The organism is Antribacter sp. NEAU-D49 (assembly GCF_057158775.1).
The window spans coordinates 1-25,877 of sequence record NZ_JBXTSN010000028.1 but is presented as its reverse complement, the minus strand read 5'-3'; the positions used below and the strand labels follow the sequence as shown (position 1 = coordinate 25,877).

Below are 25,877 nucleotides of genomic sequence, written 5' to 3'. Positions count from 1 at the left end.
GAACGCCATGACCACCACGCCCGCACCCGCCAGCACGCCGGCCGCCGCGCCGGAGCTGCCGCCCACCGACCCCTACCAGGCCGCCGACTGGCTCGTGAACCGCCACGAGTGGGCGCGCCAGCTGGTGGCCCGCGTGATCCCTGGCGGGACCACCGACCCGGACTGGCTCGACCACTACGCCCACGTGTTCGCCGCCTACGAGGACCACGTCACCGCGTGGAAGACCTACCGCGAGACGCACTGGATCTCCGACTACGCCACCGACGCCGAGTACGACGCCTGGCAGGCTGCCGGCCCCCAGGCACCACCCGCCGCCGCAAGCCTCGGGGGCATGTCCTCGGGGGAGGCGCGCATGTGCCGCCTGATCGCCACCCTGCACCCCGCCCAGCGCGTGGCCTGGAGCCTGGCGGACGTCGACTTCGACGCCCGAGGCATCGCGTTCTTCGCCGACCTGGCCGCCGTGGCCATGCGCCCCTACACGCACTGCTACCCCGTCGCCGCCCGGGCCGTCATCGCCCTGGCGACCGCCACCACCAAGGAGACGAACTGATGACCGCCACGACCGCCAAGGCCGGCACCACGTCTGCCGCCCGCGCACTGCTCACGCCCCAGGAGGTGGCCGACCTGCTGCGCATCCCGGTCCGGACGCTGTACGTGCAGCGGTCCGCCGGGCGCCCGACCCCGCCCGGGGTCAAGATCGGCCGCCACCTGCGCTACCGCCTCGCGGACGTCGAGGCGTGGATCGAGGAGCAGTTCACCCGGAGCGCAGCATGAGCGCCCGCAACCCGGAGCCGGAGCCGGTTCCGGCCGAGGACACCGCGACCACGGCGACCGAGACCGCGCCCGAGACGCCGGCAGGCGAGCCGGCCGCCGAGCGGAAGTCTGCTGCTGCCCTGCTGGCTGACCTGGCCCTGGAGCGGTACGACCTGGGCTGCACCCCGGACGGTGACCCGTACGCGGTGCCCAGGTCGGGCGGGAACGTCGTGCGCACGCTGCGTAAGGACGCCCTGCGCGCGGAGCTGGCGAAGGTGTACCGACAGCAGACGGGCGCGATCCCGCCGGGACAGGCACTGTCGGACGCGCTGCTCGTGCTGGAGGGCATGGCCGCCGACACCGAGCCGGAGGAGGTCCACCTCCGGGTCGCCGAGCTCGGCGGGGCAACGTGGATCGACCTCGGCGACACGACCGAGCGGGTGGTCCGCGTGGACGGGCGCGGCTGGCAGGTGGTCACCGAGTGCCCGGTCCTGTTCCGCCGGAGCGTGCTCACCGCTGCGCTGCCGACCCCGGAGCCGGGCGGGAGCCTGGACGAGCTGTGGGCGCTGCTGAACGTCACCCCGGAGGACCGGCCGCTCGTGCTCGGCTGGCTCGTGGCCGCCCTCGGCTTCGCCCGCATCCCTCACCCGATGCTGGCGCTGCTGGGCGAGCAGGGCACCGGGAAGTCGTCCGCGTCCAAGAACCTGGTGCAGCTCGTGGACCCGTCCCCGGTCGCCGTGCGCAAGCCGCCCAAGGACATGGACACGTGGGTCACGGCGGCTCAGGGGTCCTGGGTCGTCGGGCTGGACAACATGTCCACCATCCCAGCGTGGCTGTCGGACTCCCTGTGCCGGGCAGTCACGGGGGACGGTGACGTCCGCCGCGCGCTGTACAGCAACGACGGGCTCGCCGTGTTCTCGTTCCGCCGCGTCCTGGTCATGAACGGCATCGACGTGGGCGCGATGGCACCGGACCTCGCGGACCGGTCCATCGTGGTCAACCTCGACCGGATCACCGAGGACCGCCGCCGCCCGGAGTCGCAGCTCATGAGCGCGTGGGAGGCCGCGTGGCCGCGCATCTTCGGTGCCCTGCTGGACCAGGTCGCCGCGTGCAAGGCTCGCATCGGCTCGGTGCGTCTGGAGTCGATGCCGCGCATGGCTGACTTCGCCATGGTGCTCGGTGCGCTGGACCAGATGCACGGCACGGACTCCCTGACCGCGTACCGGGACCAGGCGAGCAACCTCGCGGCCGACGCCGTGACGTCGGACCCCTTCCTCGCGGCGATCACCGAGCACGTGCGGGCGCCGTGGGAGGGAACCGCCGCGCAGCTCCTCGCCTTGGTCCAGCCTGACGGCGTGCTGCCGCGAGCCTGGCCGCGCAACTCCCGGGCCGCGACCGGCGTCTTGAAGCGCAACGCACCCGCCCTACGGTCCGCCGGCTGGGCCGTGGACGACCTCGGCGCGGCGAACAAGAACGGCGTGACCGTCTGGGGACTCACACCCCCAGAGACGGCACGGAATCCTTCCCCGCCTTCCCCGCCTAACCCGTCTGTGCAGGTCAGGACGCTGCACCTGGCGGGGAACGGCGGGGAGAGGCGGGGAACCGGCGGGGAACCGTTCCCCGCCCATCCCCGCCATGACCCGCCCATCCCCGCCACCTCCGACGCTGTGACCTGCGACGACGGGGAGGCGGGGAAGGCGGGGAACGAATCCGGGGCACCTGAGGACGTCGCCTGCCCCGACTGCGGCGAACCGCTCACCGGCCCGGGCTTCACTGCCCGCTGCCGCCCGAACCACACCGTTACCACCCTGGGAGACCGTCACCATGTCGCGTAAGCCACTGCCCGTGGGATCGCACGGGAAGATCAACACCACGCCGTACTACAAGGGCACGCGCCTTGAAGGGTCAGGTAAGAGCTGGCACACGCCGGCGGGGGAGAAAGTGCCCGTCAAGGCGATCCGCTGGGCTGCCCGTGCTCGCTTCCGTGACAACGACGGCCGCACCCGCCCCGTCGAGGCGTGGGGGAGTTCCCTTGCGGAAGCAGAGACCCGGCTCCGCGAGGAGCTGACAGCGCGCAAGCGCACGTCGTCGGAGCTCATCACTGCTGACACGCGCCTGGAGGTGCTGGCGGACTACTGGCTCCGTACGAAGATCGACACGAGCACCCTCGCGGTGAACACCAAGCAGCGATACCGCTACACCACTGAGCAGTACGTCATCCCCGGGCTGGGTGGCCTTCGCCTTCGGGAGTGCATGGTCTCGCGGCTGGAGGCGTGGGTGGCCGGCGAGGTGGAGAAGCACCCGGCTAACGCCCGGCTCGCCCTGACGTGCCTCAAGGGCATGCTCGACGTGGCGGTCCGTGAGGACGCCATTACCGCCAACCCGGCCCGGTCGGTGTCACCGGTCCCCGCGACCGGCGGCGGAGACGTCAAGGCGCTGACGGTCGAAGATGTGGTCCTGCTGCGTGCGGCTCTGGCCGCCGACCCGCGCGCGACCGCGCAGAACCTCGGCGACCTGGTGGACGTCATGCTCGCTACCGGCTGCCGCATCGGTGAAGCCCTCGCGCTCCGCTGGGAGGACGTCGACCTCGACAAGCACGTGGTCTATCTGACCGGGACCGTCGTCCGTGAGTTCGGGGTCCGACTCTTCCGGCAGGACACCACCAAGGGGAAGAGGCCGCGCGGATACCTGGTGCCGCTGTTCGCAGTGAAGATGCTGGAGCGTCGGCTCTCCGAGGTGCCGGCCAACGAGCTCGGACTCGTGTTCCCCTCGATCCGCAACGGACTCCGCGAGGTCTCGACCGTCGACAAGCAGTGGCGCAAGTTCCGTGAGCGTCACCCGGAGTGGACGTGGATCACGCCGCACACGTTCCGCAAGAGCGTCGGGACGGCTGTGGAGCGCGGCGCGGACATCGAAGCGGCCGCCAAGCAGCTCGGGCACAGCGGGACTGTCGTGACGGCCAAGCACTACGTCGCGGCGCCCGATCTAGGGCCGGATCACCGGAGCATCCTGGAGCAGTTCGGAGGCTGACGGCCTGCATTGCGGGGCCCTGACGTCGTGCTGTCGGGGCCCCGCTCGGACGTCGCCCTACTCGGTGTCGGCCCGACACCCATGGGGACGGGAGTAGTCGCGCATCGCCGTACGTCAAGGAGACCACACCCAGCATGGAGCCACCCAGCACGTCGAGCACGCACGAGAGCGCCCCGCCCCCAACGAAGGGGGAACGGGGCGCCCAGCAGGGGGCTTCGGGCTAGCCGGGAAAACCGCCCTGCGCGTCGGCATCTGACTCTTCCTCGGAGGAGGAGTCCTTTTCGCTAGGAGTCCCCTCAACCGCCGCCACCCAGACGTGATAACTCACAAGAGGGTCTATCCCTCCACGAGAGCGCCGACGGTCGCGGGCCTGGCGTAGGCGGTCGTTGAGTGAATCAATCGCCTCGTCGAGTTGTTCAAATCGGGACGGCTCGATAAAGAGTGAACGCACTCTCCCGTCATGTACAGGCGGAAGAAGCGCCGATGAGACCCCGAAGCGGGACTGTGCGGCCTGTCGGGTCACGCCTAGAGTGCGGCCAATGTCAGCCCATGAGTAGCCGGCCTCGCGCGCAGCGTAAACCGCCTCGCGTAGCTCGCTCTCTGCGGCTGACAGGGCGCGCTGAGACAGACCTATGCGGCGCAGCTCTGCGGGGTCCTTGACCTCAACCTCAGCAGGGGAGGCCGTTTCCAGGCTCTCCAGCCATGCCTCTACAGGTGTCGTGGTGTCGTTGTTCGTGGTTTCTGTCGTGGCGTTTTTTGTCTGTGTCATGGGGGTGTCTACCTTCGACGGTTCCCCTCGAGAGGGAATCGCTGAGTTGCCCGGTCGCTATCGGGCGAGGGTGCTGATTGACCTTGCTCAGAGATGCTTGTGAAGGCTGCTCCTTAGCTTCATCGCGTGGATAACACGCGGGTTGTCTGATTCGGGGTCGGCTATCACAAGCTCCAGCAGTTGCGACGAACTATCCGCCGCGATGACTAACAATTTGTCCGAAGCCTGACGAATTTCGCGCAAGGGCACTTGTAGGGCAGATCGGATCTGTCGGTCGGTGATGCCGTGCTTGTGCGCGTCGTCGAGGATTCGCACCTGTCAAGGTTCTCTTGACACCCTGCCTCCTGTCAAGACTTCCTTGACATGGGTGGCGATGGTGCCGCTCGCTGGTGGTCTCTCTGAAGAGCTGCGGGTGTCGTAGAGCGCCCTGAGGTGGCACGACATTGCCCAACTTCCCCGGCGGGGGCTGTCGTGCTGTTGGTGGGGCCGTCCGGCGACGATCACGGGCACTGTCTCATCGGTGTGGGCGGGGGTGGCGTCGAGCTCGCCGGTCTCCTCCTGGCCGTCGTCGTCGGTGATGAGCTCGGCCCGGGCCCGCCGCCGCCCGTGAGGGCGTGCCTGAACCAGTTCGGGGGTGGGTCTTCGCCTATGCGCCGCGGCAGGCAGTTCCCAGCGACTGGTTGGTGCCGATCCCTGTCCGGAACGTGCATCTGGATCGTGTGACGCTTCGTCGCGAAAGCCGCTGGGGATCGTCGGTGAAGACGTTGCCAACCGATGGCGCGGACTGACGGAATGCCGCTGGGTTTCCGATGGGTCGGAACCTAACAGCGGGAGCAGTGGAGGCCCGGAGCCGCAAGGTTCCGGGCCTCCGGTGCCCCGTACAGGACTTGAACCTGTGACCGAGAGATTATGAGTCTCCTGCTCTGACCAGCTGAGCTAACGGGGCGCTACCGGCGAGAATACCGGTTCGCATGGCCTGCCCGGCCATCGGGGACACCCCGCCGGCTCACGCCTTCAGCGGATCGCCCAGCAGGACGACGCCGGCGGGGAAGCGGCCGTCCGCGACCTGCTGTACCTGCCGTCGGACCTCGTCGGCGGTGCCCGTCGCGCGCACGTGGAGCTCACGGGTCGTCGGGCCCGGGTCGGGACGGTCCGCGCTGTCCTGCGACCCCAGCGCCTCGTCGACCACGTCGGCGTGCAGCCCGGCGGAGCGCAGCGCCCCCACAAGCGCCTCCGCCTCGCGCGTAGCCATGTCGAGGTCCGGGAAAGTCACGGGCACGATGTAGCTGTCCATGCCCCATGGTGGTGCGCGCTCGGCGGGCCTCGCATCCGGGGGCGACCACGGCCGCCGTCGGCCATGATGGTGCTAAATCGCTGGTACCCGCCCGGGCCGTGGCCCTAGGTTCTGCGAGCGGCGCGGACGCGCCGCACGGCGCCGAGCGCGCCCACCCGAGGGCGCCGACCGGCGCCAGCCCCTGGACCGACGAAGGAACCATCATGTCCATGACCTTTCCGGTCGCCCTGTCGGGCGCCCGGGCCGAGACCCTGATGTGGGCGCACGAGCACGAGGTGGAGCCGGCCGCGCTGAACCAGCTGCGGAACATCTCGCGACTCCCCTGGGTGGAGGGCCTGCGTGTCATGCCCGACGTCCACCTCGGCAAGGGTGCGACCGTCGGCTCGGTGATCGCGATGCGGGACGCTGTCTCGCCCAACGCGGTCGGCGTGGACATCGGCTGCGGCATGATCGGTGTGCGGACCTCCCTCACGGCCGACGACCTGCCCGACGACCTGGGCCGCCTGCGCTCCCGGATCGAGGCGGCCATCCCGGTGGGCTTCCACGCGCACGAGGAGCAGGTGGACCTGCGCCGGCTGCGCCCGGTCCGGGGATCAGGCGGCGCGGAGCGGCTCCGCGGGGAGCAGGCGTTCTGGGACCGGTTCGAGACGCTGCACCCCAAGGTGCGGCAGCTCGAGGCCCGGGCGCGCAAGCAGCTCGGCAGCCTAGGTGGCGGCAACCACTTCGTCGAGGTGTGCCTGGACCAGGACGACGCCGTCTGGCTGCAGCTCCACTCCGGCTCGCGGAACATCGGTAAGGAGCTCGCCGAGCACCACGTCGGCATCGCGAAGCGCCTGGACCACAACCAGGGCATCGTCGACCGCGAGCTCGCGGTCTTCCTGGCGGGTACCCCCGAGATGGACGCATACCTCAACGATCTCTGGTGGGCGCAGGAGTACGCGGCGCGGTCGCGCGCCGTGATGATGGCGCTCGCGGTGCAGGCGTTCCGGGACGAGTTCCCGAGGGTGGACGTCACCTTCGACGAGGGCGTCAACGTGCACCACAACTACGTGGCGCGGGAGCAGGTCGACGGGGCCGAGCTGATCGTCACGCGGAAGGGTGCGATCCGCGCCGGCAAGGGCGACCTCGGGCTGATCCCCGGCTCGATGGGCACGGGCTCCTACGTGGTGCGCGGGCTCGGCAACCCGCGGTCGTACTGGTCGGCGTCGCACGGGGCGGGCCGCCGGATGTCGCGGACCAAGGCCAAGCTGGTCTTCACCACGGACGACCTCGCCGCGCAGACGGCGGGCGTCGAGTGCCGCAAGGACGCCGGGGTGCTCGACGAGATCCCGGGTGCGTACAAGGACCTGGACAGCGTCATCGCCGCTCAGCAGGACCTGGTGGAGGTAGTCGCCCGCCTGCGCACGGTCCTGTGTGTGAAGGGCTGACCCGTCCGTCACCCGCAATGTCCGACGGCGGCGCCCGCCTTCTCGAGATGGGCGCCGCCGTCGGCTCGTGTGATGCTGATCCCCCGTGGTGAGGGCCAGCGTCGATCCCGCGTCGCGCCGACGCTCGGGCAGGGCGCTCAGCCCACCTGGTGCAGCCAGCGGACGGGCGCGCCGGCACCGGCGTACCGGAAGGGCTCCAGCTCGTCGTCCCACGCGGCACCCAGGGCGAGGTCGAGGGCGTCCCGCACGGCTCGGGGGTCCTTGAGCTCGATGGCGGCGCGGACCCGGTCCTCGGGGACCACCACGTTGCCGTGCACATCGGTCATCGCGTGGAAGATGCCGAGGTCGGGGGTGTGGGACCAGCGCGCGCCGTCGGCGCCGTGGCTGGCCTCCTCCGTCACCTCGTAGCGCAGGTGCGACCAGCCGCGCAGCGCAGAGGCGAGCTGCGCGCCCGTGCCCTGGGGCCCCTGCCACGAGTACTCGGCACGGTAGAGACCACGTCCGGCCGGCTGCGCGGTCCAGTCCATGGATACGCGCACGCCGAGGACGTTCCCCGCCGCCCACTCGATGTGGGGGCACAGGGCAGTTGGCGCAGAGTGCACAAAAAGCACGCCGCGGGTGATGGCACCGGCCATGTCTTCCTCCCTGGGTCGAGGTACGTCTTCCCCTACGTCCTCACCCGGGCGGTGACGCTGTGGCACGGAGCACGCGCGGTGTTCCGATCCACATACTGCCCGACTCCCCGGCGTCCTGCGAGGCGAAACGGCGCGAGACTTCAGGAAAATCATCCATGCATGACACCTTCGTGCCGCACATTCTTGCCGAAACGGGCGTACCGGGACTAGTCCTTCTTCGCATTTTCCTGATAACACTTCATGGCGTTCTCGTTACGCGAAGCATCCGGGCGCGCGCGCACGACGCGCCGGACGGCGCAAGATTCCCACCGAAATGTCACGGGTTGACCCGCGTGGCGACGGCCCGACACGCCGGGCCGGGCGGAGCGCTCAGAGGCGCTCGCGCAGCTCCCGCATGGCCTGCTTCCGCACCGAGCGCTCGAGCCGGTCGAGGTAGAGCTTTCCGTCGAGGTGGTCCGTCTCGTGCTGGAGGCACCGTGCCATGAGGCCCGTGCCCTCCACGACGACCGGGTTGCCGTCGAGGTCGATGCCCTCCACCTTCGCGTACCAGGCGCGGGTGGTCGGGTACCAGAGGCCGGGGACCGAGAGGCAGCCCTCGCCGCCGTCCTGCGTGTCCTCGGACAGCTCGACGATGCGCGGGTTGATGACGTAGCCGATCTCGTCCTCGATGTTCCACGAGAAGGCGCGGAGGTTCACGCCGATCTGGTTCGCCGCCAGGCCGGCGCGTCCCTCCAGGTCGACCGTCTCCACGAGGTCGGCGACCAGGCCGCGTACCCGGTCGTCGATCGTGGTGATCTCCTCGCACGCGGTCCGCAGGACGGGGTCGGGGATCACTCGGATGTCACGCATGGCCATGTCCGGCATTCTTCCACGTGACACCGACAGAGCCCGTGCCGGACGCCGGCACGGGCTCTGTGACGTGCTCCGACCGGGTCGGGGCGTGAGCGGTCAGGCGGTGATCAAGCGTTCGTCACGACCAGTGCCACGTTGTGGCCGCCGAACCCGAACGAGTTGTTGATCGCCGCGATGTCGCCGCCGGGCAGCTTGGCCGGCTCGTCGCGGACGAGCGGCACCTGGAGCTCCGGGTCGGGGTTCGCCACGTTGATCGTGGGCGGGGCCAGCCGCTCGGCCACGGCCTTGACCGTGAAGATGGTCTCCAGCGCGCCGGCACCGCCGAGCAGGTGCCCGGTCATCGACTTGGTGGCCGACAGCAGCACGTGGTCCGCGTCGTCACCGAGCAGGGACCGGATGGAGCGCGTCTCGGTGAGGTCGCCCACCTTCGTGGACGTGGCGTGGGCGTTGACGTGGGCCACGTCACGGCCGGTGATGCCGGCCTCCTCGACCGCGCGGCGCATGGCCGCGACCTGGCCACGGCCCTCCGGGTCGGGGGAGGTGATGTGGTACGCGTCGGAGGACAGGCCTACGCCGGCGATCTTGGCGTAGACGCGCGCCCCGCGGGCGGCGGCGTGCTCGGCGCTCTCCAGCACCACGACTCCCGCACCCTCACCGACGACGAAGCCGTCGCGGTCGACGTCGTAGGGCCGCGACGCGGCCGCCGGGTCGTCGTTGCGCAGGGACAGCGTGCGCGACGCGGCGAACGCCGCGATCGGCATGGGGTGGATCGTGGCCTCGGTGCCGCCGCACACCACGATGTCGGCGCGTCCGGAGCGGATCATGTCGACGCCGTAGCCGATGGCCTCCGCGCCGGACGCGCACGCCGAGACCAGGGCGTGAGCCCCGGCCCGCGCGCCGAGCTCGAGCGACACGTACGCCGTCGGCGAGTTCGGCATGAGCATGGGCACCGTCATGGGCAGCATGCGGCGGGCGCCACGCTCGCGCAGCGTGTCCCACGCGTCGAGGGTGGTCCAGATGCCGCCGATGCCCGACGACACCACGGCGCCGAGCCGGTCGCCGTCCACCTCGGGGGAGCCGGCGTCGGCCCAGGCCTCGCGTGCCGCGATGATCGCGTACTGCGCGGACGGGTCCATCCGCTTGAGCTCGGGCCGGGGGAGCACCTCCTCCGGCTTCACCTTGATGGTGGCCGCGAAGTTCACGGGGATCTCGTAGCGCTCCGCCCAGTCGTTCTCGAGCGTGCGCGCGCCCGACTGGCCCGCGAGGGCGGCGTCCCAGGTGGACGGCACGTCCCCGCCGAGCGGCGTGGTCGCGCCGAGGCCGGTGACGACGACGTCGCGCAGGGTCCGGTCGGAGGTCATGTGGTTCTCCCTCGTGGTGGTGTGCTCGGTCTTCGGTGCCCGACGCCGGAGCCCGGCTCTCGTACGAGAGGTGACCACCCGGCGCCGGACACTATGAAAAGAACGTCAGGCCTGGGCCTTGGCGATGAAGTTGACGGCGTCGCCGACCGTGGCGAGGTTCTTGACCTCCTCGTCGGGGATGCGGACCCCGAACTTGTCCTCGGCGTGCGTGACGATGGTCATCATCGACAGGGAGTCGATGTCGAGGTCGTCCGTGAAGGACTTCTCGAGCGAGACAGCGTCCGTGGGGAGACCGGTCTCCTCGGCGACGATCTCGGCGAGGCCCTCGAGGATCTCCTGCTCGGTGTTGGCCATGAAACTTCCTCTACTTTCGTGATGGGCAACCGGCGGCGTGGATGCCGGATGCTGTTCTCCGTCGTACGGGGGCGTACGTGCGGAAGATTACGGCAGCACGACCACCTGCGCGGCGTACACCAGCCCCGCCCCGAAGCCGATCTGGAGCGCGAGGTCGCCCGGCTGGGCGACGCCCTCGCTCAACAGGCGCTCGGTGGCGAGCGGGATGGACGCGGCGGAGGTGTTGCCGGAGTCGGCGATGTCGCGGGCGACCACGACGGTGTCCGGCAGGCCGAGCTGCTTGACCATCTGGTCGATGATCCGCATGTTCGCCTGGTGCGGCACGAAGACCTTGATGTCCTCGGGCGTGACACCGGCCTCGGCCATCGCCTTGGCGGCGACCGGGGCCATCTGGAAGCTCGCCCACTTGAAGACGGTCTGGCCGTCCTGGCGCAGCGTGGGCCAGCCCAGCTCGGGGTCCTGGCGCAGCTCGGTCCAGGAGTGGGTCTGGCGGATGGACGTGGCCTTGCTGCCGTCCGAGCCCCAGACCGTCGGGCCGATGCCCGGGGTGTCCGAGGGGCCGACGACGGCTGCCCCGGCCCCGTCCCCGAGGAGGAACGAGATGGTCCGGTCCGTCGGGTCGATGATGTCGGAGAGCTTCTCGGCGCCGATCACCAGGACGTTGCGGGCGAGGCCCGAGCGCACCAGCGCGTCGGCCTGGCCGATGCCGTACGCGTAGCCCGCGCAGGCGGCCGAGATGTCGTACGCGGCGGCGGGCGTGGCACCCAGCCGGTCGGCGAGGATCGCGGCGCCCGACGGCGTCTGGTGGAAGTGCGTGATCGTCGACAGGATCACCGCGTCGACGTCCGCGCCGGTGAGGCCCGCGGCGTCGAGCGCCTTGCGGGCCGCGGCCTCGGCGAGGTCCAGCACGTCGACGTCGGCCCCCGCGCGCACGCGGGTGACGATGCCCGTGCGCTGGCGGATCCACTCGTCCGACGAGTCGATCGGGCCCGCGATGTCGTCGTTCGTGACGACGTTCTCGCCGCGCTCCGCGCCGATCGCGAGGATCCGGGAGAACTGCGTGGGCTGAGCCTGCTGGAGGAGAGTCACTGAGGTGCTCCGGTCGTCGAGGAGGAGGCGTCGCTGTGGCGGGCGATCAGGTCACGGGCTGCGTCCACGTCGTCGGGCGACTTCACCGCGACCGTCTCGACACCCTTGAGGCCGCGCTTGGCGAGGCCGGTGAGGACCCCGCCCGGCGCCAGCTCCAGGAGCGCGGTGACGCCGCGTGCGGCGAGCGTCTCCGAGCAGAGGTCCCAGCGCACCGGCGCGGTGACCTGGCCGGCGAGGTTCGTCAGCACGTCGGACGCCCGGCCGTGGCCGTGGGCGCCCCCTGTGTAGGCCGTGCCGTCCAGGTCCGCGAGGAGCGGCAGCACCGGGTCCGAGGCACTCCAGCCGAGGGCGACCGGCTCGAAGGCCGCGCGCGCCGGCTCCATGAACGGCGTGTGGAACGCGCCGGCCACCTGGAGCGGGATCACACGGGCGCGGGCCGGCGGGTTCTCGGCCAGCTTCGCCAGGCCCTCGTGCGACCCGGCCGCGACGACCTGCCCGCTGCCGTTCACGTTCGCGGGCCACAGGCCGGCGGCCTCGATCGCGGCGAGAACCTCGTCCGGGTCGCCGCCCACGACGGCGCTCATGCCCGAGGGCGCGGCCGCCGCGGCCTGCGCCATCGCCCGGGCGCGGTGCGCGACCAGCCCGGCCGCGCCGTCGTCGGACAGGACGCCTGCCACCGCAGCGGCAGCCAGCTCGCCGACCGAGTGGCCGGCGGTGACGTCCACGACGTCGGCGGCCTCACGGCCGTCCAGGACGACGCGCAGCGCGAGGAGCGAGGACGCGACGATCAGCGGCTGCGCCACCGCCGTGTCCCGGATCGTGTCCGCGTCGGAGGTGGTCCCGTGGAGGGTCAGGTCGACCTGGGCCGCCTCGGAGGCCGAGCCCAGGCGTTCGGCGGATCCGGGCAGCTCCAGCCAGGGGCTGAGCATCCCGGGGGTCTGAGAGCCCTGTCCAGGGCAGACGACGGCGAGCACCCGTCAACTGTGCCAACCGCCGGGCCGGACCGGACGTCGCGACCCGTACCAACCTTGGAGAGGGCGGTTGTGCGGAACCTACAAGGCGCGGACGGGCACCGCGTGCGACCGCCCGCTCAGGACTGCTCGCCGGACGTGCCGAGCTGGCCCAACGCGAGGGCCACCTGCAGCACGAACGACTCCCGGGCGTCGAGCGGGTCCCACCCGGTGATCTCCGAGACCTTGCGGAGGCGGTAGCGCACCGTGTTGGGGTGGACATACAGACGGCGGGCCGCCGCCTCGAGCGAACGGCCCGTGCCGAGGTACGCCGACAGCGTCTCCAGGACCGCGCCACCCGCCTCCTCGAGGGGGCGGAATGCCTGCGCTACGAGGGCGCGGCGAGCCGTGACGTCGCCGGTCAGGACGCGCTCCGGCAGGAGGTCGTCGGCCCGCACGGGCCGCGGGGCCTGCGGCCACGCCGGAGCCGCGGCGAGACCTGCGAGCGCCGCGCGAGCAGACCGTGCCGCGTCGGTGAGCGACGGCACCGCGGAGCCGATGACGACCGGGCCCGGGCCGAACCGCGGGAGGAGGGCCGCGGCCGCGGCCGTGAGGTCGCCCTCCCCGCCGAGGACGAGGACGAGCCGGTCGCCGTGGATGCCGACGAGCGCGTCCCCCGCGGCGCGACGTGCCACGCGGCGCAGCTCCGCCGTCCGGACGTCGTCGAGGGCGGCCGTGGCCGAGCCGACCACCACCAGGGCGCTGCCACGCCCGCTCCAGCCGAGGGCGGAGACCCGGGAGCGCAGCGAGTCGTCGGCGTCGCCGCGCACCAGGGCGTCGACGACGAGCGCCTCGAGGCGCGCGTCCCACGCACCGCGCATCTCGGCCGCGCGGGCGTACACCTCGGCCGCGGAGAACGCGACCTCCCGGGAGTAGCGCAGCACCGCCTCGCGCAGGTCCCGCTCCGCGCCGGGCGCGGCGATCTGGTCGGAGTGGGTCTCCACGACGTCCACCACCATGCGGACCAGCTGCAGCGTCTGCTGCAGGGAGATCGAGCGCGTCAGCTCCGGGGGAGCGGCGGAGAACATGTCGCCCACCCCGTGCGGAGGGGTGTTCGGGTTGGTGAACCACGACGTGAAGGCGTTGATGCCGGCCTGGGCGACGAGGCCCACGTAGGACCGGTCCTCGGCCGGGAGGTCCCGGTACCAGGAGAGCTCCTCGTCCAGCCGGCGGAGCGCCGAGGCCGTGAGGAGGCCGCTCGCGTCACGGACCCGCTGGAGGTTCTGGCCTGCCTCGACGTGCCCCGCGGACGGGCTCGCGGGCGGGAGGCTGGTGGTGCGACGGGTGGCTGACACCCCGTGAGCATACGAGGGTGACTTGTCGACAGTCCACAAACGGGCAGAGTGCTCGCACGACCAAGCGGGCGAAACGGTAGGGTCAAGGTATGCCCCTGTTGCAACGGCTTCGTCAGCTCCTCCGGCGGCCCCTGTCCGCGTCGACCGTCGGAGTGCGCCGACAGTCGCCGTCCGCGCCCAAGCGCGGCGACACGGTGCACGAGGACGCGCTGCGGGCTGTTCTGGTGGACGACCCCAACAACGAGGAGGCGTTCCAGGCGCTTGCGGAGCTGGTCCGGCGTCGGGCGGCGGAGTCGCCGGGGCCGGATGACCCGCTGGCGGCGGCGCCCGACGACCAGACGGCCGAGGAGCTGCGCGCCCAGGCCGCCGACCTGGCGGTGTGGGCGCTCGCGGAGGAGCTCGCGGGCCACCCCCGCGGCTGGTACCCGCTGCTGGAGCTGGGCCGCCTCTCGCTCGCGGACGACTCGGAGGGTGCGGTGCGCCGGCTCACCACGGCGGCGGAGCGGGACCCGTCGGGGCGTGCTCTCGCCGAGGGGCTCGCCATCCTGCGGGACGCCGGGATGCACGTGGAGGCGCTGGGGCTCGGCGTGGGCCACTGGCGGGTGCGGGACCACACGCCGGACGTGGGGCGGCACCTCGTGCTGGCGGCGATCGACGCCGACCGCGTCCACGAGGCGCGCCACCACCTCGACGCGCTCGCCACGCACCCGGACCGGAGCGCCGTGGCGAAGCTGCGGCCGGAGCTCGAGCGGGTCATCAGCGAGGCCGAGGCGGCGCGCGGCGGCGCACCGGCCTGAGGCCCGCCGGTCAGATCCAGCCCTCCTCCCACGCCCGGTGGGCCGCGGCGTGGCGCGTGGCGACGCCGAGCTTGGCCATCGCCGACGACAGGTAGTTGCGCACGGTGCCCGGCGCGAGGTGCACGGCGGCGGCGATCTGCGCCACCGGCGCCCCGGTACGCGCCTCCCGCAGCACCTCCAGCTCCCGGTCCGTGAGCGGGCACTCGTTCTCCGTGAGCGCGGACGCGGCGATCTCGGGGTCCACGTACCGGCGCCCGGCGGCGACGTCGCGCACGATCTGCGCAAGGCGCGCCACCGGCGTCGACTTGGGCACGAAGCCGCTCACGCCCGCGGCGAGGGCGCGGCGCAGGACGGCGGGCCGGGCGTGCCGCGTCACGATGACGACCCGCGGGGCCGTCCCGTCGGTGACGCCCAGGAGCTGCGCGGCCGCGTGCAGGCCGTCGGTGGGCGGCATCTCCAGGTCGAGCACGGCGACGTCCGGCCGGTGCTGCGCGGCGAGCCGCACCGCGTCCGTGGTGGTGGCCGCCTGTGCCACGACCTGGAGGTCGTCCTCGAGGTCGAGCAGGGCGCAGAGGGCCCCGCGGAGCAGCTCCTCGTCGTCGGCGAGCAGGACGCGGATCATCCGGCCACCGTCGCGGTGACGACGAACCGGTCGCCCTCGCTCGCCCACGTCAGCCGCCCGCCGACGGCGTCGAGGCGCTCTGCGAGGGAGGCGAGGCCGGTGCCGTCGCCCGTCCCGGCCGGGCGGGCACCGTCGTTGTCGATCACGAGGCGGGCCCCGGCGTCGTCGGGCACCAGGACGATCGCGGCACGCGTGGCGCGGCTGTGCCGCAGCACGTTCGTGGTGGCCTCGCGGACCACCAGGCCGAGGAGGCTGCGCGGCGCCGGGGGCAGGGACGCGGCGAGGCCGGCGTCGACGTCGGTGCGGACGTCCACGCCCGCGGCGGCCAAGACCTTCGACGCGTTGGCGATCTCCGCGTCCAGGGTGGTGCGCCGGTAGCCCTGGACGAGCGCGCGGGTCTCGCGCAGCGCGTCGCCGGCGAGCTGCTGGACCTCACGCATCTGGTCGGCGGCGCGGGCCGGGTCGGCCTCGGCGAGCCGCGCGGCGAGCTCGCTCTTCAGGGCGATGACCTGCAGGTGGTGCCCCTGGATGTCGTGGAGGTCGGCGGCGAAGCGGAGCCGCTCGTCGGCGACGGCGAGGTCGCCGGCGAGCCGCCGCGCCTCGTCGAGGCGGGCGGCGACCTGCCACGCGCGCAGCATGCCGAGCATGGCCGGGCCGAAGGCCACGACCATGAGCGCGGGCATCCACGTCGCGTGCCCCACGTGCGGCTCGCCCATCGACCGCGCCGCCAGGAGACCGACGACCGGCAGCACCACGAGGCCCGCGCCGAGCGCCTGCCACGCCCGCCGGGACGGCAGGAACATCACCAGCACCGCGAGGGTCGCGGCGGGCGCGATCGACCAGAGCCCGAAGTTGCCGACGGCGAGCGGCGCCGCCCCCGCGAGCACCGCCGCGCAGCCGGCGGCCACGAGCCAGGCGGCCGACGGCGGCTCGTCGCGCACCCGCCGCGCGAGCAGGACGCCGCACGCCACGACCGTGGCGACAGACGCCAGACCGGTCAGGGCGCGCACCGCGGGCGGGACGTCCGGGTCGAGCACCCAGTCGCCGACGGCGAAGCCCAGCACGCACGCGACCGTCCCCGCGAGGCCCCACCACGTGTTGCGGCGGAAGGTCGCGAGGCCGTCGCCGTCGTCCGCGACGGCCGGGGCGGTGCTCATGACGCCATCCTGCCAGCGGGGGCGCGGGTCGGGGACGGGCCGCGAGGCCTTCATGACATCTGTCATGGCAGGTGGTGACACGTGTGCGGGCGCGGGTGCGGTCCGGCACTACTGGGCCGGCACGCCGTCGGACAGCGTGGGGAGCGAACGCGGCGAGGAGCGCCGCCCGGGTGGAGGAGACCGAGATGATGGCGGAGACGACAGACCAGGTTCAGGCGGTGGTGCGCCGGGGTCCTGGTGCTCACGGGACGCACGAGACCCACGGGACGCATGCGGTGCCGTCCGCGACGGCCGGCCGGAAGGTCGGGAGGTTCCTCGCGCACCTGGCCGAGATGGTCGTGGTGATGGTGCTCGGCATGATGCTGCTGGCCCCCGCGTGGGACTGGGCCGGGGCGGCCCTGGGGGTCGAGGCGCTGCTGGCCCGGCCTGACGTCGCGGCGGTCGTGATGGTGCTGGACATGGTGGCCGCGATGACCGTGTGGATGCGGTTCCGCCGGCACCGCTGGGCCGCGACCTGGGAGATGAACGCCGCGATGGTGGTGCCGTTCGTGGTGCTGCTGGCGATGTACTGGGCCGGGGTGGCGACCCCGGGCGACGTGATGCTGTGGGGGCACGTCCTGATGGTGCCCGCGATGGCGGGGGCGATGCTCCTGCGGCCGGCCGAGTACGCCGAGCACGTCCACGGCGTGGACCTGGCGTGGGTAGGCCGCCGCTGGCCCGTGCTGCTCGGGCTGGTCCTGTTCGGCGCGACGGTCGCCGGGGGAGCGGAGGGGACGCCCGCCTGGCTGGTGCTCGGGGTGGCCCTCGTGTACCCGGTGGTGGGAGTGCTCCGGCGGAGCATCCGCGGTCGGTCGTCGGCCCTGCTGCAGGCCGCGGGGATCGTGGTGTTCGCGGGGGTCAGCCTGCTGGCGTGGGTGCTCGCCGGGCAGGACACCGGTGCCCACGTGGTCGCGGCGGGACTCGTGGGCCACGCGGTCTGGGACGCGTTCCACCACCGGGCGAACGCCGTGGTGTGGCGGTGGTACGCCGAGGCGTGCGTGGTCTACGACCTGCTGCTCGCCGCGGCGGTGGTGGCCGTCGCCGCGGCGAGCTGACCGCGGGGGCCGGGGGGGGCGCCCCCGGGGGCGCCCCCCCCCCCGCCCCCCCGCGGGGGGGGGGGGGGGGGGGGGGGGCCCCGGCCGGGGCGGCCCCCCGGCGCCCGCCCCCCCCGGAGGGGTCGGTGCTCAGAGGGTCCAGCGCTGGTTGGTCCCGGTGTTGCACGTGTACTGCTTCAGCCGCGTGCTGTTCGCCGTGGACCCGCTCGGCACGTCCAGGCACTTGCCGGAGTGGCGCGCGACGAGCTGGACGTAGCTGCCCGCGGCGCGCAGCTCCCACTGCTGGTTGGTTCCGCTGCCGCACGTGTACTGGATGATCGCCGCGCCGTCGGCGGTGGAGGCGCCGTTGACGTCCAGGCACTTGCCGGAGTGCTGGGCCACCACGTTGTAGTAGCCGTTGCCGAGGTTCTGCAGGGCCCACTGCTGGTTGGCCGCGCCGCTGCAGGTGTACTGGGCCACCTCGGCGGCGTTCGCGGTCGAGGCCGAGACCACGTCGACGCACTTGCCCGAGTTCTGGTTGACGATGTCGGTCACCGTGGTGCCTCCGCCTCCGTTGCCCGCGTTGGGGTCCACGTTGTCGCCGAAGGCGTACTTGTAGCGGTTGGCACCCGACGCGTTGCGGATGGTCAGGTTGATGCCGGTGCCCGTGCCGCTGCGGGAGAAGATCGAGTACCCGTCGTAGCCCAGGTCGCCGGTGTACTTTCCGCCGAGCGCCGGCCAGTAGGTCCCGCCCAGGTTCTGTTCGCGCATGATGTCGGTCAGGGTGCGGAAGTAGCGCACGAAGCTGGGGGCGGTGCTGCTGGGGTCGCCGTAGTTCAGGCCCGTGTGCATCGCGGCGCCGAACTCCGTGATCACGGCGCGCGAGGCGCAGCTGCCCAGGCGCGTGGTGATGTTGGTGCGCCAGGCCGCGGGGGTCAGGTCGCCGTAGAAGAACTCGTAGGTGTGGAACGAGAACAGCGTGCCGGCGAACCGGGTGTCGCCGCACAGGTCGCGCAGGTCCTGGCTGTAGCCGGTGCCACCGATGAGGATGCGGCCGTGGGGCACCGAGGTACGCGCGCTCATCCAGCTCGCGGCGACGTCGCGCCACTCGGCGGAGGAGTAGCCGTGCGGCTCGTTCATGGGCTCGAAGTAGACCAGGCTGTTGGAGCCGTACTGCGCGACCACGGTGTTCCACATGGTGTTGAACGCCGACATGTTGGTGATCCGGCCGCCGGACGCGGCGCCGTCCTCCCAGTAGGCGACGATCACCTTCCAGCCGCGGGCGGTGGCCGCGTCGATCACGCCGCGGTACGCGTTCCACCACGTCGTGCCGACGGTGTGGGTGTTGATCGGGATGCGCACCGTGTTGGTGCCCAGCAGCGACGCCATGTCGTCGTACACGGCGTTGGCCTTGGCCTGGACGGTGGCGTTGCTGTCGGAGGTGCTCAGGCCCTCCAGGACGAGCGGCCCGGTGGTGAAGTTGTCGCCCAGCATGGCCCAGTTCGAGCCTCGGAACTGGTTGGTGGCGGCCGTGGCCGGAGTCGTGACGGCCAGTGCCGTGAACGGCAGAAGGACCAGGGCGGCCAGCATGCTGAGGAGGACCCGGTGGAAGGGCCGTCGCTGCCCGGGCAGGGCGGACCGGCGGTGAGGTGTGTTCATGGTGATGACCTATCTCGTGCGGCGTTGCACGTAGCAGGGCGTGAACTCTGGATGACGTCGGCGTGGGATGTTAACGTCAACATCGGCGCCAAGTTTCACACCGGGTCTCTGTGCAGTCAAGGAATGTTGCCCCAGGCCGGGTGACGCGGCCGTGGGTCTTCGCTACCTTGGCGGCAGGGAAGGCGGGGCGGACGAGGGGCGGGGGGCATCGGATGACGGTCACGCGCCATGCGCGCACGGACGACGGGCTGCCCCTCGCGGGTCTCGTGCTCCTCTCCGCCCTCGCCGGCGCCGCCTTCGGCACCGGTACGGTGCTCCTCAACCACAGCGACCACGGTGCCCTGAGAGGGCTGGCGGCGGTCGTCGGAGCAGCCTCGGGCTGGGCGGCGGCGGGGGTGCTCGTGGGCTGGTGCGCCCTCCGGCTGATGCAGCCGGCCTGGCGCACCGCGCTGCTGTGCACGGTCTTCCTGGCCTGCGCCTCGGTGGCCTACTTCGTGGCCGACCACCTGTTCGCGCTCGCGGCGTACACGCCCGTCCCGGTCGGCGTGCGGTTGCCGCCGGGAGGGACGGAGGCCGGCCCGCCCGGCTTTCACACCAGCGAGACGATCTTCTGGGTGGCCGTGTCGCTCGTGTGCGGTCCTGCGTGCGCCGGGGTTGCGTGGCTCGCGCGCCGCCCGGGGATCCCCGGCCTGCTCGGAGGGCTCTGCGTCCCCGCGGGGATGGCGCTCTGGTCGGGCCTGCTCCTCACCAACCGGTTCGAGTTCCCCCGCGGGCTGCCGGTCTGGGCGGCGCACTGGACGGTGATCGCGGTGTGCGTGGTGGGGGCGGGCGTGCTCGTGGCGCGGCGGGTCGCGGCCGTCCGGCCTCGGCTCGCGGGCTGAGTCGCGCGGGCTGAGTCGCGCTCGCTGACCCCGCTGCATCGACCCCCGCTGCATCGGCCCCCCTGCTCGGGAGCCGTCAGGTGACGTCCCAGCCCGGGGCGACCAGGACGCCGTCGTGCACCGTGGCGGGGACTGTGCGGACCACCGCGCTCACCGGGACCGCGCCGTAGGCGTGGGGGAAGAGCTCGCCGCCGGGGTCGCGCGGGTCGCCGGGCTCGGCCCGGACCTCGACGCCGGCGGCCGCGAGCGCGGTCGTGCTGATCCCCAGGAGGACGAGCGGGCCGGCGTCGGCGTAGACGGCCGCCGCGACGCGGCCCGTCTGGTCGGTGTCGAACGACGCGTGCAGGTAGCCCACGTCCGCGACCGTGCGCCCACGGGTCGAGACGGCGTAGGTTCCCGCCTGCCGGGCGTCGCTCCAGTCGCGGTCGAGCGCGATGTGCCAGATGATCGGTACCACCCGTGGAACGTAGCAGCGCCGCTGCGCCCAGTTGCCGGCACCCGCCCGTGTTCGACAGGCGAACATGGACAGTTCTTTGGTGCTTCCTTGTCGATTCTCACAGACTTGTGTGGCGATTCGCGTATACCCGCCTGGTCTGGCCGTTTTGCCGGTCCTGCCTGCCGCCGGGTGCCGCTACCGTCGCGCGCCATGGGGATTCATTGCGAGTATGCGCGGCTTGCGTCAGGGGAGCTCGACAAGGCTCGGACCGACGAGGGGTGGGCGCTCGAGAAGCTCGACGCGCTCGCCGACGAGTGGGTGGAGTACGACCTCCCGCCGGAGGACGCCCGGTACTTCAGCCTGGGACGCGCCTGGGGGCCGCTCCACGGGATGCTGCTCGCCCAGCCGGGGATGCCGGTGGACGTGGTCCAGGGGGGTTCGCCGCTCGGCCTGGACGGCGGCATCGGGCCTGTGCGCTACCTGACCCCCCATGACGTGCTGTCCGCAGCGGTCTTCCTGGGGGCCACGCCGTTCACCGCCCTGGCGGAGCGGTACGACGTGGCGGAGACCTGCGGCGGGGAGCCGTGCGCCGACCCGGACGAGCACCTGCCGGAGGAGGCCCTGCCGCTGCTGGGGCAGCGGTACGCGGAGCTGCGGCGGTTCTACGCCGCGGCGGCCGCGGCGGGCGACGCCGTCGTGCTGATGCTCAACTGAGGTCGGGTGGCCTGACGGTCGCCGCGCGGCGGCCGTCAGGCTCGCCGTGCGCGCCCGGCCGGGGCCGGCCCGGTCCGGCCCCGCCCAGGGCGCGACGCGACGAGCAGGCCCGTTCCGGCCAGGACGGCGCCGACGACGCAGGTGGCGGTCCAGCCGCCGGCGACCCAGAGGAACGGGGCGAGGGCCCCTCCGGCGGCGCCGCTGACGAAGAACAGGGTCATGAAGACGGCGTTGATCCGGTTGCGGGCTTCGGGCCTCAGCTCGTAGCAGGTGGTCTGGGCGGCGTTCAGGACGGCGGTCTGGCCCACGTTGATCAGGACGATGCCGACGACGAGCCAGGCCACCTGCCCGCCCTGCGCCGGGAGCATCACCAGCCACGCCGACGTGGCGAGCAGCAGGCCGGTCGTGAGCACAGCCGGGGTGCGGCCCCGGTCGACGAGACGTCCTGCCAGGGGCATGGACAGCGGCCCGACGGCGCCGGCCAGCCCGACGAGCCCGATGGTCCCCGCGCTCCAGCCGTACGGCGGGCCCACCAGGAGCAGCGTCAGGGTCGCCAGGTGGACGACGTACGACGCCATGGCCAGCGACGCCAGCAGGACCGGCCGGCGCAGGCCGGGCAGCTCGGCGAGCAGCCTCGCCGTGGACCGCATCAGGTCGAGCAGGGGCGGGTCGCCGGCAGGTGGCGCAGGGTTCCGCGGCAGCACCCGGACGACCACGACGGCCACGACGAGCAGCGCGGCCGCGGTGACCCAGTAGACGGTCCGCCACCCGGCGACGTCGGCCACCACGCCCGCGACGGCGCGGCCGACCAGCCCGCCGGCGATGACGCCGCCCATGACGACGCCGAGGTTGCGGCCCCTGCGGCCGGACGTGCTCAGCTCGGCGACGAAGGGCACCAGAACCTGCGCGCCGACGGACGTCACGGCGGCCAGCCCGGTGGTCGTCAGCAGGACCGCACCGTGGGCCGCGGATCCCGTGAGGGCCAGGAGCGCGCCCGTGGCGGCCAGCAGGACGGCGGCCAGCCCGCGGCGGGAGAACCGGTCGCCGAGCGGGACGAGGAACCAGAGACCGGCCGCGTAGCCGGCCTGCGCCACGGCCACCGTCAGGCCTGCGGTGGTGGTGGTCAGGTGCAGCTCCGAGCGGAGCACCCCGAGCAGCGGCTGGGCGAAGTAGTTGCCTGCGACCGAGAGGCCCGCGGCCACCGTCATGACCAGGAGCAGGACGGGGGTGAGCGGCGTGACGCCCGCGCTCTGCGGGGCCGGAGCGGTGCGCGTCATGAGCGCGTGCGCCCGGCCGTCAGCCAGGCCTCGAAGGTGAGCAGCCCGGGGTGCCTCTCCCGCAGGGCCGCAAGGTCCGCCTGGAACCCCGTGCTGCCGATCCAGCGGAACATCTTCGCCACCTCGGCCGAGCGGGCCCACAGCTCGTCGTCGGGCAACCGCTCCAGGCGGGTCGGGACGCCGTCGACCGCGCTGAGCACCTCGGCGACCCGCCGCACGGTCAGCTCGTCGCCGGCGACGTCGACGGTGGCGCCCGCGAACTCGTCGGGCGCGCGGAACGCCTCGGCCGCGATCCGGCCGATGTCGGCCACGGCGACCATCTGGAGCGGCGTGCCGGGATCGAGCGCGATCGAACCGACCCGCTCGCCGCCGTCCGCGAGCGCCTCCGGGACCGTCGACGTCCAGTTCTCCATGAAGTACACCGGCCGCAGCACCGTGGCCGGGACGCCGAGGTCGCGCACGTAGGCCTCGATCTCGGCCTTGCTCTCGAAGTGGGCCACGCCGGAACCGCGCCCCGCGGCGGCAGCGGAGCTGTAGACGAGGTGAGCGACCCCCGTGGCGCGGGCCGCGTCGGCGACGTTCCTGCCTCGCCGCACCTCGAGCTCGGGCCGGGGATCGGCCAGGTCGGACGGCTGCACGCTGAACACGCCGTGCGCGCCGTCCATGGCGGTGCGGAGGGACGCCTCGTCGTCCAGGTCGCCGACGGCGAGCTCCGCGCCCTGGTCGGCGAGGAGGCGCGCTCGGTCGTCGGCTGCGTCGCGGACGAGGGCGCGGACGCGCCAGCCGTCCTCGAGGAGGCTGCGCGCGACGGCCCCGCCCTGGCGGCCGGTCGCTCCGGTGACCAGCACGACCGGGGCACCCGCCACGGGAAGGTCCTTTCGTCGGTACGTCATGCCGATGATCGTTACCGATCGCTGAAGCGCGGTCCAATGCCCATTTGTCATCGAAAGGATCGCAGCGGAGGATCGATCTATGGACCTGCAGCAGATGCGCTATGTCGTCGCCATCGCCGAGACGAACAGCTTCACCCGGGCCGCCGAACGGTGCCACGTGGTCCAGTCCGCCCTGAGCCACCGGGTGGCCCGCCTGGAGCGCGAGCTCGGGGCGCGCCTCTTCGAGCGCACCAGCCGGTCCGTGCGGCTCACCCCGGCCGGCGAAGCCTTCCTGCCCGCCGCGCGGCAGTGCCTCGCCGCCGCCGAACGGGTCACGGCCGACGTCGCGGCCGCCGTGGGCCAGGTTCGAGGCCGGCTGGCGGTGGGTTTGATCCCGACCGTCGCGGCAGTGGACCTCCCGGGCGCCCTCCGGGACTTCCGCCGGCTGTACCCCGACGTCCGCATCACGCTCCGCGTCGGGGCGAGCGACGACCTGGTCGAGCAGGTCAGGCGCGGCGAGATCGAGGTCGCCTTCCTCGGCCTGCCGCCGACCGCGCGGCCCCAGGGCGTCGATGCCCGTGAGCTCGCCCGCGACTCGCTGGTCGCCGTCGTCGGGCCCGGCCACCCGCTCGCGGGCGAGCCCACCACGAGCCTGAAGCAGCTCTCCGGCGAGGTCTTCGTCGACCTGCCGGCGGGGACCGCCGGACGGCTCCAGTCCGACCAGGCGTTCGCCGCCGCGGGGATCGCGCGGGACGTCACCTTCGAGGTGACCACCGTGGACTTCATGGCCCGGCTGGTCAGCGAAGGGCTGGGGATCGCGATGCTGCCGTCCACCTATGTGCACCACCTCACCGGGATCACGACCGTCGAGGTCACGGACGCGCCGACCCGCGTGGAGCACGTCGTCTGGGGGAACGCCGGCGTCACCCCGGCCGCCGGTGCCTTCCTGGAGATCCTGGGCATCGACACGAGGTCCGGGGGCTCCGCCGCTCCGTAGCCGCCTCTAGGCTGGGCCGAGGACGCGACAGGCAGGAGACCACGGTGGCTCAGACCACGACGGCACCACCCCTGGCCCAGGTGCTCGCCGAGCTGGCCGCGCTCGAGGACCCGCGGGCGCGCGCGGTGAACGAGAAGCACGGCGACGACCACGGGGTGAACCTCGGCGCGCTGCGGGCCGTGGCGAAGCGGCTGAAGACCCAGCACGAGCTCGCCTGCGACCTCTGGGCCACCGGCGACACGGCCGCGCGGCTGCTGGCGCTCCTGGTCTGCCGCCCCAAGGCGTTCGCGCGCGACGAGCTGGACGCCATGCTTCGGGAGGCGCGCACGCCCAAGGTCCACGACTGGCTCGTCGGCTACGTGGTGAAGAAGAGCCCGTCCTGCGAGGAGCTGCGCACGGCCTGGCTCGCCGACCCGGACCCCGTGGTCGCGAGCGCCGGCTGGGCCCTCACCACCGACCGGGTGGCGAAGCGGCCCGACGGCCTGGACCTGGCCGGGCTGCTCGACGTGATCGAGGCCGAGCTGAAGGAGGCCCCGGACCGGTTGCAGTGGGCCATGAACCACTGCCTCGCGCAGATCGGCATCGAGCACCCCGAGCACCGCGCTCGCGCGGTCGCCATCGGCGAGCGCCTGCAGGTCCTCAGGGACTATCCCACGCCGCCGACCTGCACGTCCCCGTTCGCGCCCACCTGGATCGCGGAGATGGTGCGCCGCCGGGGCGGCGAGCAGTAGCGGGCCCGGCCCTACGGCCGGGCCTGGGCCTGCGCGGCCTGAACCTGCGCGGCCTGAATCTGCGCCGCCTGAACCTGCGCGACGACGTCGTGCGTCGTGTGCCCGACGACGTCCGGCTCGCCCTCGCCCGACCAGGTGCGGCCGTGCGAGACCCATCCGGTGCGCACGCCGGACGCGAGCCCCACGGCGACGTCGGCGTGCGCGGCGTCGCCGATCATCCAGACGGTAGAGGGGTCGGCGTCCTCGGCGCCGAGGAGGCTGAGGGCGGTGCGGACGGTGCGCGGGTCCGGCTTGGCGAATCCCACCTCTCCCGACACGACCACCGCGTCGACGAGCGGGGCGAGGCCGGCGAGCCCGAGCTTGGCGCGCTGGTGCGTGCCGTCGCCGTTGGTGACGATCCCGATCCGGTCCCCGGCCGCGCGCAGCCCGGCGAGCAGCCCGGCCACGTCCGGGTACGCCACCACGTGGGCGCGGATCCCCGCGCGCATCTCCTCGATCATCTCCGCGACCGGGCCCGTGCGGCCGGTCGCGTCGAGGATCGCCTGGGCGACGAGGGGCTTGGGCGCGAAGCCTCCGGCGTCGGCCCGCAGGACCTCCGCGAGGGCGGAGGAGGGGCAGCCGGAGTCGGCGAGGGTCGCGGCTGCCCAGTCGTGGAACGCCCCGTCCCGGTCGACGAGCGTGTTGTCGAGGTCGAAGAGCCAGATCACGCCCCGACGGTAGCGAGGCGTGATCCGGTGGGTGCCGGGTGTCCACGGCGGGCAGAAGCCCCGCCCCGCCGTCCCGCCCCCGCCC

Annotated in this window: 28 protein-coding genes and 1 tRNA gene; 11 read left to right on the top strand and 18 right to left on the bottom strand. The window is 72.8% G+C overall.

Translation table 11 applies throughout. The features are described from left to right. Positions 1–7: 7 nt before the first annotated feature. The 4 genes from AC060K_RS18550 to AC060K_RS18535 are packed head-to-tail and all read left to right on the top strand — an operon-like array spanning position 8 to position 3,783. Positions 8–550 (top strand): hypothetical protein, encoded by a 543-nt coding sequence (locus AC060K_RS18550; protein WP_483766827.1) that lies wholly within the window; start codon positions 8–10, stop codon positions 548–550. After that, positions 550–774 (top strand): helix-turn-helix domain-containing protein, encoded by a 225-nt coding sequence (locus AC060K_RS18545; protein WP_483766826.1) that lies wholly within the window; start codon positions 550–552, stop codon positions 772–774. Before AC060K_RS18550 ends, AC060K_RS18545 begins: the two co-directional genes overlap by 1 nt. Beyond that, positions 771–2,588 (top strand): hypothetical protein, encoded by a 1,818-nt coding sequence (locus AC060K_RS18540; RefSeq protein WP_483766825.1) that lies wholly within the window; start codon positions 771–773, stop codon positions 2,586–2,588. Before AC060K_RS18545 ends, AC060K_RS18540 begins: the two co-directional genes overlap by 4 nt. Further along, positions 2,578–3,783: a tyrosine-type recombinase/integrase gene (locus tag AC060K_RS18535; RefSeq protein ID WP_483766824.1), complete on the top strand. Its 1,206-nt coding sequence runs from the start codon at positions 2,578–2,580 to the stop codon at positions 3,781–3,783. The genes AC060K_RS18540 and AC060K_RS18535 overlap by 11 nt, the downstream gene beginning before the upstream one ends. 220 nt (positions 3,784–4,003) lie before the next feature. Here the strand turns inward: AC060K_RS18535 and AC060K_RS18530 are convergent, their stop codons facing one another. From AC060K_RS18530 to AC060K_RS18515, 4 genes are all read right to left on the bottom strand, one after another. Then, positions 4,004–4,552 (bottom strand): hypothetical protein, encoded by a 549-nt coding sequence (locus AC060K_RS18530; RefSeq protein ID WP_483766823.1) that lies wholly within the window; start codon positions 4,550–4,552, stop codon positions 4,004–4,006. A gap of 87 nt (positions 4,553–4,639) precedes the next feature. Next, on the bottom strand, positions 4,640–4,867 hold the full coding sequence (locus AC060K_RS18525; protein WP_483766822.1) for a hypothetical protein: 228 nt from the start codon (positions 4,865–4,867) through the stop codon (positions 4,640–4,642). 557 nt (positions 4,868–5,424) lie between these two features. After that, positions 5,425–5,498: transfer RNA gene (locus AC060K_RS18520), tRNA-Ile, on the bottom strand. A 60-nt stretch (positions 5,499–5,558) separates the two neighbouring features. Beyond that, entirely contained in the window at positions 5,559–5,846 is a 288-nt protein-coding gene (locus AC060K_RS18515; protein ID WP_483766821.1) for a hypothetical protein, read from the bottom strand. 203 nt (positions 5,847–6,049) lie between these two features. Here AC060K_RS18515 and AC060K_RS18510 point away from each other — a divergent pair, with 203 nt between their 5' ends. Then, entirely contained in the window at positions 6,050–7,273 is a 1,224-nt protein-coding gene (locus AC060K_RS18510) for an RtcB family protein (RefSeq protein ID WP_483766820.1), read from the top strand. A 137-nt stretch (positions 7,274–7,410) separates the two neighbouring features. Here AC060K_RS18510 and AC060K_RS18505 read toward each other — a convergent pair whose 3' ends face one another. The 7 genes from AC060K_RS18505 to AC060K_RS18475 form a co-directional block, all read right to left on the bottom strand. After that, positions 7,411–7,908: a DUF3145 domain-containing protein gene (locus AC060K_RS18505; RefSeq protein WP_483766819.1), complete on the bottom strand. Its 498-nt coding sequence runs from the start codon at positions 7,906–7,908 to the stop codon at positions 7,411–7,413. 369 nt (positions 7,909–8,277) lie between these two features. After that, on the bottom strand, positions 8,278–8,763 hold the full coding sequence (gene def / locus AC060K_RS18500) for a peptide deformylase (protein WP_483766818.1): 486 nt from the start codon (positions 8,761–8,763) through the stop codon (positions 8,278–8,280). A gap of 104 nt (positions 8,764–8,867) precedes the next feature. Further along, positions 8,868–10,121, bottom strand: coding sequence for a beta-ketoacyl-[acyl-carrier-protein] synthase family protein (locus AC060K_RS18495; protein WP_483766817.1), 1,254 nt, complete (start codon positions 10,119–10,121; stop codon positions 8,868–8,870). A 105-nt stretch (positions 10,122–10,226) separates the two neighbouring features. Beyond that, a complete protein-coding gene (locus AC060K_RS18490; protein WP_483766816.1) occupies positions 10,227–10,475 on the bottom strand; it encodes an acyl carrier protein in 249 nt (82 codons plus the stop codon). 87 nt (positions 10,476–10,562) lie between these two features. Continuing rightward, the gene (locus AC060K_RS18485) at positions 10,563–11,564 is read right to left on the bottom strand and encodes a beta-ketoacyl-ACP synthase III (protein ID WP_483766815.1); all 1,002 of its coding nucleotides are present in this window, start codon (positions 11,562–11,564) and stop codon (positions 10,563–10,565) included. After that, positions 11,561–12,538: an ACP S-malonyltransferase gene (locus AC060K_RS18480; RefSeq protein ID WP_483766814.1), complete on the bottom strand. Its 978-nt coding sequence runs from the start codon at positions 12,536–12,538 to the stop codon at positions 11,561–11,563. The genes AC060K_RS18485 and AC060K_RS18480 overlap by 4 nt, the downstream gene beginning before the upstream one ends. A gap of 116 nt (positions 12,539–12,654) precedes the next feature. Then, the gene (locus AC060K_RS18475) at positions 12,655–13,869 is read right to left on the bottom strand and encodes a PucR family transcriptional regulator (RefSeq protein ID WP_483766813.1); all 1,215 of its coding nucleotides are present in this window, start codon (positions 13,867–13,869) and stop codon (positions 12,655–12,657) included. A gap of 89 nt (positions 13,870–13,958) precedes the next feature. Here AC060K_RS18475 and AC060K_RS18470 point away from each other — a divergent pair, with 89 nt between their 5' ends. Next, the gene (locus tag AC060K_RS18470) at positions 13,959–14,666 is read left to right on the top strand and encodes a hypothetical protein (RefSeq protein ID WP_483766812.1); all 708 of its coding nucleotides are present in this window, start codon (positions 13,959–13,961) and stop codon (positions 14,664–14,666) included. Between the two features lie 10 nt (positions 14,667–14,676). Here the strand turns inward: AC060K_RS18470 and AC060K_RS18465 are convergent, their stop codons facing one another. Both AC060K_RS18465 and AC060K_RS18460 read right to left on the bottom strand, forming a co-directional pair. Further along, positions 14,677–15,288 carry a response regulator transcription factor gene (locus AC060K_RS18465; RefSeq protein WP_483766811.1) on the bottom strand — a complete coding sequence of 204 codons (612 nt, stop codon included), beginning with the start codon at positions 15,286–15,288 and terminating at the stop codon, positions 14,677–14,679. Next, positions 15,285–16,445, bottom strand: coding sequence for a sensor histidine kinase (locus AC060K_RS18460; protein ID WP_483766810.1), 1,161 nt, complete (start codon positions 16,443–16,445; stop codon positions 15,285–15,287). Before AC060K_RS18460 ends, AC060K_RS18465 begins: the two co-directional genes overlap by 4 nt. A 188-nt stretch (positions 16,446–16,633) precedes the next feature. Between AC060K_RS18460 and AC060K_RS18455 the strand changes: the two genes are divergently transcribed. Then, positions 16,634–17,539 (top strand): hypothetical protein, encoded by a 906-nt coding sequence (locus tag AC060K_RS18455; RefSeq protein ID WP_483766809.1) that lies wholly within the window; start codon positions 16,634–16,636, stop codon positions 17,537–17,539. Positions 17,540–17,668: 129 nt separating this feature from the next. On the opposite strand, the gene AC060K_RS18450 is transcribed toward AC060K_RS18455, so the two are convergent. Then, a complete protein-coding gene (locus AC060K_RS18450) occupies positions 17,669–19,177 on the bottom strand; it encodes an RICIN domain-containing protein (protein WP_483766808.1) in 1,509 nt (502 codons plus the stop codon). Positions 19,178–19,389: 212 nt separating this feature from the next. Between AC060K_RS18450 and AC060K_RS18445 the strand changes: the two genes are divergently transcribed. Further along, positions 19,390–20,058, top strand: coding sequence for a hypothetical protein (locus AC060K_RS18445; RefSeq protein WP_483766807.1), 669 nt, complete (start codon positions 19,390–19,392; stop codon positions 20,056–20,058). 76 nt (positions 20,059–20,134) lie between these two features. Here the strand turns inward: AC060K_RS18445 and AC060K_RS18440 are convergent, their stop codons facing one another. Further along, positions 20,135–20,515 (bottom strand): DUF952 domain-containing protein, encoded by a 381-nt coding sequence (locus AC060K_RS18440; RefSeq protein WP_483766806.1) that lies wholly within the window; start codon positions 20,513–20,515, stop codon positions 20,135–20,137. Positions 20,516–20,704: 189 nt separating this feature from the next. On the opposite strand from AC060K_RS18440, the gene AC060K_RS18435 reads away from it, so the two are divergent. Continuing rightward, positions 20,705–21,208: a DUF1877 family protein gene (locus AC060K_RS18435; protein WP_483766805.1), complete on the top strand. Its 504-nt coding sequence runs from the start codon at positions 20,705–20,707 to the stop codon at positions 21,206–21,208. 35 nt (positions 21,209–21,243) lie between these two features. On the opposite strand, the gene AC060K_RS18430 is transcribed toward AC060K_RS18435, so the two are convergent. Next, the gene (locus AC060K_RS18430) at positions 21,244–22,485 is read right to left on the bottom strand and encodes an MFS transporter (protein WP_483766804.1); all 1,242 of its coding nucleotides are present in this window, start codon (positions 22,483–22,485) and stop codon (positions 21,244–21,246) included. Beyond that, complete coding sequence (locus AC060K_RS18425; protein WP_483766803.1) at positions 22,482–23,378, bottom strand: NmrA/HSCARG family protein; 897 nt, start codon at positions 23,376–23,378, stop codon at positions 22,482–22,484. Before AC060K_RS18425 ends, AC060K_RS18430 begins: the two co-directional genes overlap by 4 nt. A 79-nt stretch (positions 23,379–23,457) precedes the next feature. On the opposite strand from AC060K_RS18425, the gene AC060K_RS18420 reads away from it, so the two are divergent. Both AC060K_RS18420 and AC060K_RS18415 read left to right on the top strand, forming a co-directional pair. Continuing rightward, positions 23,458–24,354, top strand: coding sequence for a LysR family transcriptional regulator (locus tag AC060K_RS18420; RefSeq protein WP_483766802.1), 897 nt, complete (start codon positions 23,458–23,460; stop codon positions 24,352–24,354). Between the two features lie 44 nt (positions 24,355–24,398). Beyond that, entirely contained in the window at positions 24,399–25,085 is a 687-nt protein-coding gene (locus tag AC060K_RS18415) for a DNA alkylation repair protein (RefSeq protein ID WP_483766801.1), read from the top strand. 11 nt (positions 25,086–25,096) lie between these two features. Here the strand turns inward: AC060K_RS18415 and AC060K_RS18410 are convergent. Beyond that, a partial coding sequence (locus AC060K_RS18410; RefSeq protein WP_483766800.1) for an HAD family hydrolase occupies positions 25,097–25,877 on the bottom strand: 781 nt, incomplete at its 5' end.